Raw genomic sequence first — 9,552 nt, forward strand, 5'->3', positions numbered from 1 at the left:
CCCACTGGGAATGGCATGCCCGCTTCCCGGAACTCGGCCAGTTCCTCGGCGGCTGGTTCTCCCAGGACATGCCGGACGAGTTCGACGACCACGACGCGGCGATCGACGACTACCGGACCTCGACCGACCCGCAGCTCGTCGCCCGACTCACCGGCGAACTCCACGAACTCCTCGCCCTGGACATCGACGAGTCCGACTACGCCCTCGCCGTCGCCGAGTTGGGCATGGAGGTCGACCCACCGACCCCGTACTCACCCAGCGGCTGGCTCGCCCTGGTCGCCGACCGGCTGACCGTTCCTCGGGCCGACTACGGGCCCCCGGCGGACCAGAGCTGAGCCGCGCACCCCCACTCACAGAGATGCGCGGCCCCTCCTCTGACCGCCGGCCCGCTACCCCCAGGTGATCAACCGCTTCGGCTGCTCCAGAATCGCCGCCACATCCGCCAGCACCTTCGACCCCAACTCCCCGTCCACCAACCGGTGATCGAAGGACAACGCCAGCGTCGTCACCTGACGTGGCTTCACCTTGCCCTTGTGGACCCACGGCTGGAGTTTGATCGTGCCGACCGCGAGGATCGCGGACTCACCCGGGTTGAGGATCGGTGTGCCGGTGTCGATGCCGAAGACGCCGACGTTGGTGATGGTGACCGTGCCGGCCTGCATCGCCGCCGGGGAGGTCTTGCCCTCCCTCGCCGTGGACACCAACTCGCCCAGTGACTCCGCGAGTTGGGGCAGTGTCTTCGCGTGGGCGTCCTTGATGTTCGGCACGATCAGGCCGCGTGGGGTCGCCGCCGCGATGCCGAGGTTGACGTAGTGCTTGAGGACGATCTCCTGGGCTGCCTCGTCCCAGGACGCGTTGATGTCCGGGTTGCGCTTGATGGCCACCAGCAGGGCCTTGGCGATCAGCAGGAGCGGGTTGACCCGTAGGCCCTCCATGTCCTTGTCCTGCTTGAGTTCCTCGACCAGCTTCATCGTCCGCGTCACGTCCACCGTCACGAACTCCGTGACATGCGGTGCCGTGAACGCCGAACCGACCATCGCCGCCGCCGTCGCCTTGCGCACGCCCTTCACCGGGACACGGGTCTCCCGGGCCGAGTCGTACGTCGCCGGTGCGGCGGCCGGAACCACCTGGACCCGCGGAGCCGCCTCCGGCGCGGGAGCCTGCGCCGGAGCCACCGCCGCGTGTACGTCCTCGCGCGTGATGACGCCGTCCGGGCCCGACGGGGTCACCGTCGCCAGGTCGACGCCCAGGTCCTTCGCCAGCTTCCGCACCGGCGGCTTCGCCAGCGGGCGGGACTGCGGTACAGCGGCCCCGGTCGCGGTCGCCGCCGCGTGGCCGTTCAGCTCCTCCTGTTCGGCCGCCACTGCCGCCGACACCGTCGACGCGTCCTGTGCCGGGATCTCCGCACCCTTGCGCGCGCGGCGCTTCGTGGAGGACGTGGCCACTCCGTAGCCCACCAGTACCGGTGTGCGGGCCGCCGGCTTCTCCTCCGCCGGAGGCTCAGGAGCAGCCTCGGCCGGGCTCTCCGCAGGAGCCGCCCCGCCCCCGGACACGTCCACCGCGATGATGGACGTGCCCACGTCCACCGTCGTCCCCTCGGGGAAGCGGAGTTCACGGACCACCCCGTCGTACGGGATGGGCAGCTCCACCGCGGCCTTCGCCGTCTCCACCTCGCAGACGACCTGGCCGTCGGTGACGGTGTCGCCGGGCTGGACGTACCACTTGAGGATCTCGGCCTCGGTGAGACCCTCGCCCACGTCCGGCATCTTGAACTCGCGTACGGACGCTTCAGTCATCGTCGTCACGACCCTCTCCTCAGTACGCCAGAGCGCGATCGACGGCATCGAGCACCCGGTCTAGGCTCGGCAGGTACTCCTCCTCCAGGCGGGCCGGCGGGTAGGGGGCGTGGTAGCCGCCGACCCTCAGTACCGGGGCCTCCAGGTGGTAGAAGCAGCGCTCCGTGATGCGGGCCGCGATCTCGGCGCCGGAGCCGAAGAACACGGGTGCCTCGTGGACCACGACCAGGCGGCGGGTCTTCTCGACCGAGGTCTGGATCGCGTCGAAGTCCAGCGGGGACACCGAGCGCAGGTCCAGGATCTCCAGGGACTTGCCCTCCTCGGCGGCCGCGTCGGCGGCCTCCTGGCAGAGCTTCACCATCGGGCCGTAGGCGGCGAGGGTGAGGTCCGTGCCCTCGCGGACCACGCGGGCCTTGTGGAGGGGGTCGGGAATCGCCTCCGTGTTGACGTCGCCCTTGTCCCAGTAGCGCCGTTTCGGCTCGAAGAAGATCACCGGGTCGTCGCTCTGGATGGCCTGCTGCATCATCCAGTAGGCGTCCGACGAGTTCGACGGGCTGACGATCTTCAGGCCCGGCACGTGCGCGAACAGCGCCTCGGGGGACTCCGAGTGGTGTTCCACCGCACCGATGCCGCCGCCGTAGGGGATGCGGACGACGACCGGGAGCTTGACCTTGCCCAGGGAACGCGCGTGCATCTTGGCGAGCTGGGTGACGATCTGGTCGTAGGCCGGGAAGACGAAGCCGTCGAACTGGATCTCCACCACCGGGCGGTAGCCGCGGAGAGCCAGGCCGATGGCCGTGCCGACAATTCCTGATTCGGCCAGCGGGGTGTCTACCACCCTGCGTTCGCCGAAGTCCTTCTGGAGGCCGTCCGTGACGCGGAAGACGCCGCCGAGCTTGCCGACGTCCTCGCCCATGATGAGGACCTTGGGGTCGGACTCCAGGGCGGCGCGCAGCGATTCGTTGATCGCCTTGGCCAACGGCAGGTTCTTGAACGTCGTGGTCTGTGCCGCGGTGTGTGCCGCCATGTCACTTACCCCCCTCTTCATCCGCGAACGACGCCTGGTAGGCGGCGAACTGGGCCCTCTCCTCGTCGACGAGCACGTGCCCGTCCGCGTACACGTGCTCGAAGATGGCGAACCGGTCCGGGTCCGGCATGGCACGGACCGCTTCACGCACTCGCCTGCCCAACGCTTCGCTCTCTGTTTCGAGTTCCGCGAAAAATCCCTCATCCGCGTGGTTTGCGGCTTCGAGGTACGTGCGCAGGCGCAGGATCGGGTCCTTCGCCTCCCAGGACTCGCGCTCCTCGTCGGCCCGGTACTTCGTCGGGTCGTCGGAGGTGGTGTGCGCGCCCATGCGGTACGTGTACGCCTCGACCAGCGTCGGGCCCTCGCCGTTGCGGGCCCGCTCCAGCGCCCACTTGGTGACCGCGAGGCAGGCCAGGACGTCGTTGCCGTCGACGCGGACGCCCGGGAAGCCGTAGCCCTGTGCGCGCTGGTAGAGCGGGACGCGGGTCTGCTTCTCGGTGGGCTCGGAGATGGCCCACTGGTTGTTCTGGCAGAAGAACACGACCGGGGCGTTGTAGACCGCGGAGAAGGTGAACGACTCGGCGACGTCGCCCTGGCTGGAGGCGCCGTCCCCGAAGTACGCGATGACGGCGCTGTCGGCGCCGTCCATGGTCACGCCCATCGCGTAGCCGGTGGCGTGCAGCGTCTGCGAGCCGATGACGATCGTGTAGAGGTGGAAGTTGTTGGTGTTGGGGTCCCAGCCGCCGTGGTTGACGCCCCGGAACATGCCCAGCAGATTGGTCGGGTCGACCCCACGGCACCAGGCGACGCCGTGCTCGCGGTAGGTCGGGAAGACGTAGTCGTCCTCGCGGGTGGCCCGCCCGGAGCCGATCTGGGCGGCCTCCTGGCCGAGCAACGACGCCCACAGGCCCAGCTCGCCCTGGCGCTGGAGGGCGGTGGCCTCGGCGTCGAAGCGGCGGGTGAGCACCATGTCGCGGTACAGGCCGCGGAGCTCATCGGGGGTGATGCCGGCGACGTACTTGTCGTACGGGGCGGTCTTCGCGTTCTTGACTCGCTTGCCCTCGGGCGTCAGCAGCTGGACGAGGTCCGGGTCGGCGCCCTTGGCCTTGCTTCCGGCGCTGCGTCGCGGCTTGCGCGGGGCAGTGCTCTCCACGGTCACGTGTGCTCCTCCGTCGGTCCGGCTCCCCGGGTTCGCCGGGTGCCAGTGCGGCTCACCTGCGCCCCACGGACGCACAGGGTGGGTGCGGTTCGTCGGGAACAGGCGTGACAGGTGCCCCGGCGAGCGCCCTGCAACAGGCACGTTACCCAGTGCTCCACAATTCTGTGAAACCCCTCCTGACCTGCGATTTTGCTTGGATTTCCAAGTAAATCGCGAAAGTCGGGAACAAGTCCTGGTCACAGCCTTGCAGGGGGCCGGAACAACGGCACGTTATCCCGCTCACCTCGGGCACGGGAAGAGCCCGTATGTGAGACTTACCGCGTGCCCGGAGACGGAAAAATCAGCGTATTTCTCCTCGATGACCACGAAGTGGTCCGCCGGGGTGTCCACGAGATGCTCTCGGTCGAGGACGACATCGAGGTGGTCGGCGAGGCCGGCACGGCGGCCGACGCGCTGGTGCGGATCCCCGCCGTGCGCCCGGATGTGGCGATTCTCGACGTACGGCTCCCGGACGGCAGCGGTGTCGAGGTGTGCCGCGACATCCGCGCGCGGGACGAGTCCGTGAAGTGCCTGATGCTGACCTCCTTCGCGGACGACGAGGCCCTCTTCGACGCGATCATGGCGGGTGCTTCCGGGTACGTCCTGAAGGCCATCCGGGGGAACGAACTGCTGACCGCCGTACGGGACGTCGCGGCCGGCAGGTCGCTGCTCGACCCGGTGGCGACCGCCCGGGTCCTGGAGCGGCTGCGCAACGGCGGCCCCCAACAGGACGAGAAGTTCGACTCGCTCACCGACCAGGAGCGCAGGATTCTGGACCTGATCGGGGAGGGGCTCACCAACCGGGCGATCGGCGAGCGGCTGCACCTCGCGGAGAAGACCATCAAGAACTACGTGTCGAGTCTGCTTTCCAAACTCGGTATGGAGCGGCGCTCGCAGGCGGCGGCCTACGTGGCACGCAGACAGGTCGAGCAGCAGCGTCACTGAGCGCCCCGGGGACCGATTCGGCGTCATTAGGGACCAAAGACCCCTCCCCCGGAGGGGCTGCTCATCCGACAGTAAGTGCATGCCCACCGACGAACGGCTCGCCGTCGATCTGCTCGCGCGTACCGACCACGGCCGGGTGGCCACCACCCTGGGGGCGCTGCCCTTCCTGGCGCCCGCCCGTCACATCGTGGCGGACGAGCGGCTGCTGCTGCGGATGCCCCGGAGCCACGGCCATCACCACGCGTGCGTGGACCGCGTCGTCGCGTACGGCGCCGACAACCTGGACTCGGCCGGGCCGGATGACGACCTGTGGTCCGTCCAGGTGATCGGCACGTGCGAGCCGCATGAGCCGACGGCCGACCAGGTCGAACGTTTCGGCCCGGCCCGGGACGCGATGGTCTACCTGCGCATCGAGCCGCAACTGGGCACCGTGCACCCGGCGGACGGCGGTCCGGAACGGCGCTTCGGGCACACCCTGTGACCGAAAGCGACCATCGGCGACCGAGCGGTGACTTTCTGTGACAAACCGCAGCTCAAGGGCCCGTCTCGTGCCCTAGCATCGGCCGCGTGCCGCGCTTACGTGTACCACCCCTCGTGCCCCACGCGCCCCCGTTGGGCGCCCTCCTCCGCCAGTACGCCGCCGGGTCCGCCGTCACCTGCGAACCCGTCGAGCAGGGCCTGCTGAACCGCGGCTACCGGCTCCGCACGACCCGGGGCCGCTACTTCCTCAAGCACCACTTCGACCCCGAGACCGCGGACCCGGCGGCGATCGCCCGCCAGCACACCGCGACCCGGCGCCTGGCCGACCTCGGCGTCCCCGTGGCACCCCCGCTGCCCGCCCGCGACGGCCGTACGGTCGCCGTCGTCGGCGGTCACGCCTACGCCCTGCACCCCTGGATCGACGGCAGGCACCGCCACGGCGGCCAGTTGACCACCGGCCAGTGCGGGCGCCTCGGCGCGCTCCTGGGGGTCGTCCACGCGAGCCTGGAGCGGGTCATGCCGGGGCGCCGGGAGGAGTGCGCGCCGGGAGCCGACCCCGCCGACACCTTCGCCCTCATCGACGACCTCCTCGGGCACGTCCGCCGGCACCGACCCGCCGACGCCTTCGACGAACTGGCCCGCCACCGGCTCCTGGAGCGGCGCGAGCTGCTGGAACGGCACGCGGACCGACGGCCGCCGCGCGGGGCGTCCGTGGGGTGGGTGCACGGGGACTTCCACCCGTTCAACCTGCTCTACAAGGGCGACGCCCCCGCCGCGATCGTCGACTGGGACCGCCTCGGCGTCCAGCCCCGCGCGGAGGAGGCCGTACGCGCCGCCGCGATCTTCTTCGTACGGCCCGACGGGGCCCTGGACCTGCCGAAGGTGCGGGCGTACGCGCACGCGTACCGGCGTTCGGCGGGCGCCGGCCCCGCCGAACTGGCCGCCGCCGTGCACCGGGTGTGGTGGGAGCGGCTCAACGACTTCTGGATGCTCCGCTGGCACTACGAGCGGGGCGACACCCGCGCGGACCCCCAGTTCCCGGCCGCGTCGGCGCTCGCCGTGTGGTGGACGCGGGAGTACGACGCGGTGTGCGAGGCGTTCGCGGAGGGCGCCCCGTAGACACACCGGGACACCGGGACACCGATAAACAGCACGCGCGCGTGGACCCCTGTTACGGGGTGCACGCGCGCGTGAATCAGTTGTGGCGCCGGGGGACGAAGCCGGTCAGCCGCCCAGCGCGCCGGCGACCGTGTCGCCGGTACCGCCGTCGTCACCGGTGCCGCCCGTGCCCGTCGGGTCCGCCGAGGTCGTCGCGGACGGGGTGTCCGACGGCTCCTCGGAGGCGGTCGCGGACGGCGTGCTCGAAGGCTTCTCGGTGGCCGTCTCCGTCGGGGTGTACGAGGGCGTGTACGACGGCGTGTAGTTGGAGCCGGAACTCGTGCCGCTGTCGTCCGTGGTCGTGTCGGACGGCGAGGCCGTCGTGTCGTCGCTCGGCGACTCCGTGGCCGTGTCGTCGGTCGCGGACTGCGAGGTGGTCGGCGACTGGGTGGTGCCCGAACCGCCGCTTCCGTTACCGGTGTTGTTCAGCGCCAGCGCGACACCCGCCGCGATGGCGATCACCGCGAGCACGGCGAGGATCCACAGCTTGCCGCGGCCGCTGCCGTGGTTGCCGTGCCCCTCGAAGCCGCCGTCGTCGCCGTTGCCGTAACCGCCCGGCAGGATCGGCTGCGGGATCTGCGTGGTCCCGGAGGAGTCGCCCTGGGGCATCACGGTCGTACCGGCGAAGCCCCCCGGAGGGGTGCCCTGCCCGTTCGCGACCGTCACGGGCCCGGTGTTCCAGGTCCCGGTGTGGCCGCCCTGGTCGTAGAGCATCTGCAGGCCGTACTGGACGAGCCCGCGCATCTCCTCGGCCGTCTGGAAGCGGTCGTCCGGGTCCTTGGCGAGGGAGCGCATGACGAGGCCGTCGAGCTCCGGCGGGCAGACGCCGTTCGACGTCTGGGACGGCGGGACGGGGATGTCCTGGACATGCTGGTAGACCACCGACAGCGGGGTCTCGCCGGTGAACGGGGGCCGTAGTGCGAGGAGTTCGTAGAGGAGGCAGCCCGTCGCGTACAGGTCGGAGCGGTGGTCGACGGCCTTGCCGAGTGCCTGCTCCGGGGAGAGGTACTGGGGCGTGCCCATGACCATGCCGGTCTGCGTCATCGTCGTGGACGCCCCGTGCAGGGCGCGCGCGATGCCGAAGTCCATGACCTTGACGGCGCCGTTGTGCGTGATGATCACGTTCGCGGGCTTGATGTCGCGGTGCACGATGCCGTGCTGGTGCGAGTAGGCGAGCGCCTCCAGGACACCGGAGACGATGATCAGGGCCTGCTCGGGCCCGGGCGCCTCGGCGTTGAGGAGGAGGTCGCGGATCGTGCGGCCCTCGACGATCTCCATGACGATGTACGGCACCGACATGCCGCCCCCCGCGGCGAAGCCGCCAGTGGACACCGCGTCCTCGCCGGAGTCGTACACGGCGACGATCGCGTGGTGGTTGAGGCCGGCCACCGACTGGGCCTCGCGCGTGAAGCGGGCCTTCGACGTCGGGTCCTCGGCCAGGTCCGAGCGGAGCAGCTTGACCGCGACCGTGCGCCCGAGCCGTACGTCCTCGGCCGCGAAAACCTCGGCCATACCGCCCCGGCCCAGTCTGTGGGTGAGCCGGTACCGGCCGTCGCCGACCAGTCCGCCGTTACCCCACAGCTCCGGTGCGTCCGACATTCCGCCGCCAGCCGCCTCGGGGTCGGACGGGCCCTGAGCGTGCTGCTGTGCCATCAGTCCTCGCCGTCGTTTCTGCCCGCGGTGCGCGCGGTGTTGTTACGGTCTCCGTCGGCCACGCTACAGGCTCGGCGCAAGCCGCCGTTCCGGGATCAGTGCCGGAATCGTCCGGAGACGGACCGGCCATCAAATCGGTATCACGGGCCGTCGTGCAAATTCTGTGTACCGCCGGTACAGCACCTGTAACGCTTCCACGACTCTTCTTTCGCGTACGGTCACGGAACGGGCACCGCGCTTGACGTGTCAGTGCCCTCCGGCAGACTTGGCCGGGAATGGCACTTTCGATCACTGAGCCGGCGCCGATGGGGGACACGGGACATGAGCCAGGACGGCGCACACGGCCGCTATGCGGGGCGCGCGCTCGCAGGTGGCCGCTATCAACTGCGCGACCTGCTCGGCGAGGGCGGCATGGCCTCGGTGCACCTGGCGTACGACTCGGTGCTCGACCGCCAGGTCGCGGTCAAGACACTCCACACCGAGCTCGGCCGGGAACAGGCCTTCCGCGAGCGCTTCCGCCGCGAGGCCCAGGCCGTGGCCAAGCTCACCCACACCAACATCGTCTCGGTCTTCGACACCGGCGAGGACGCCCTCGACGGCACGACGATGCCGTACATCGTCATGGAGTACGTCGAGGGCCGCCCGCTCGGCTCGGTACTCGACGAGGACGTACGGCAGTTCGGCGCGATGCCCGCCGACAAGGCGCTGAAGATCACCGCGGACGTGCTGGCCGCCCTCGACATCAGCCACGAGATGGGCCTGGTCCACCGGGACATCAAGCCGGGCAACGTGATGATGACCAAGCGCGGCGTCGTCAAGGTCATGGACTTCGGCATCGCCCGCGCCATGCAGTCCGGCGTCACCTCGATGACGCAGACCGGCATGGTCGTCGGCACCCCGCAGTACCTCTCGCCGGAGCAGGCCCTCGGCCGGGGCGTGGACGCGCGCAGCGACCTGTACTCGGTCGGCATCATGCTGTTCCAACTGGTCACCGGGCGGCTGCCGTTCGACGCGGACTCGCCGCTGGCCATCGCGTACGCGCATGTGCAGGAGGAGCCGGTCGCGGCCTCCTCGATCAACCGTTCCCTGCCGCCGGCCGTGGACGCGCTGATCGCCCGCGCGCTGAAGAAGAACCCGAACGAGCGCTTCCCGAACGCCGTGTCCATGCGCGACGAGTGCCTGCGCGTCGCGGCCTCGCTCCAGGCCGCCGCCCCGAGCATCGTGCCGGGCGCACCCGCGCAGAGCGGCGCGGGCGTCGGCTCCGCGGTCTTCCCCCCGGTCGACCAGGCGGCCCC

The 9,552-nt window shown here is 70.4% G+C and carries 9 protein-coding genes; 5 read left to right on the forward strand and 4 right to left on the reverse strand.

Annotated features, from left to right (window positions below; translation table 11 throughout):
* A partial coding sequence (locus tag AC31A1_RS38470) for a contact-dependent growth inhibition system immunity protein (protein ID WP_489657731.1) occupies nt 1-335 on the forward strand: 335 nt, incomplete at its 5' end.
* 54 nt (nt 336-389) lie between these two features.
* Here AC31A1_RS38470 and AC31A1_RS38475 read toward each other — a convergent pair.
* From AC31A1_RS38475 to pdhA, 3 genes are read right to left on the reverse strand one after another with little or no spacing between them, the layout of a single operon-like run.
* Nucleotides 390-1,805: a dihydrolipoamide acetyltransferase family protein gene (locus AC31A1_RS38475; protein ID WP_489657732.1), complete on the reverse strand. Its 1,416-nt coding sequence runs from the start codon at nt 1,803-1,805 to the stop codon at nt 390-392.
* 10 nt (nt 1,806-1,815) lie between these two features.
* Nucleotides 1,816-2,823 carry an alpha-ketoacid dehydrogenase subunit beta gene (locus tag AC31A1_RS38480; protein WP_489657733.1) on the reverse strand — a complete coding sequence of 336 codons (1,008 nt, stop codon included), beginning with the start codon at nt 2,821-2,823 and terminating at the stop codon, nt 1,816-1,818.
* Between the two features lies 1 nt (nt 2,824).
* The gene (gene pdhA, locus AC31A1_RS38485; RefSeq protein ID WP_489657734.1) at nt 2,825-3,982 is read right to left on the reverse strand and encodes a pyruvate dehydrogenase (acetyl-transferring) E1 component subunit alpha; all 1,158 of its coding nucleotides are present in this window, start codon (nt 3,980-3,982) and stop codon (nt 2,825-2,827) included.
* 321 nt (nt 3,983-4,303) lie between these two features.
* Here pdhA and AC31A1_RS38490 point away from each other — a divergent pair, with 321 nt between their 5' ends.
* The 3 genes from AC31A1_RS38490 (at nt 4,304) to AC31A1_RS38500 (ending at nt 6,565) form a co-directional block, all read left to right on the forward strand.
* A complete protein-coding gene (locus AC31A1_RS38490) occupies nt 4,304-4,966 on the forward strand; it encodes a response regulator (protein ID WP_489657735.1) in 663 nt (220 codons plus the stop codon).
* 79 nt (nt 4,967-5,045) lie between these two features.
* Nucleotides 5,046-5,447 carry a pyridoxamine 5'-phosphate oxidase family protein gene (locus AC31A1_RS38495; protein ID WP_489657736.1) on the forward strand — a complete coding sequence of 134 codons (402 nt, stop codon included), beginning with the start codon at nt 5,046-5,048 and terminating at the stop codon, nt 5,445-5,447.
* A gap of 113 nt (nt 5,448-5,560) precedes the next feature.
* Nucleotides 5,561-6,565: a phosphotransferase gene (locus AC31A1_RS38500; protein WP_489657739.1), complete on the forward strand. Its 1,005-nt coding sequence runs from the start codon at nt 5,561-5,563 to the stop codon at nt 6,563-6,565.
* Between the two features lie 105 nt (nt 6,566-6,670).
* Here AC31A1_RS38500 and AC31A1_RS38505 read toward each other — a convergent pair whose 3' ends face one another.
* Nucleotides 6,671-8,257 (reverse strand): protein kinase domain-containing protein, encoded by a 1,587-nt coding sequence (locus AC31A1_RS38505; protein WP_489657737.1) that lies wholly within the window; start codon nt 8,255-8,257, stop codon nt 6,671-6,673.
* Between the two features lie 321 nt (nt 8,258-8,578).
* Here AC31A1_RS38505 and AC31A1_RS38510 point away from each other — a divergent pair.
* Nucleotides 8,579-9,552: protein kinase domain-containing protein (locus AC31A1_RS38510; protein ID WP_489657738.1), on the forward strand; the 974-nt coding region annotated here is incomplete at its 3' end.

Source organism: Streptomyces sp. P5F9 (assembly GCF_057961495.1).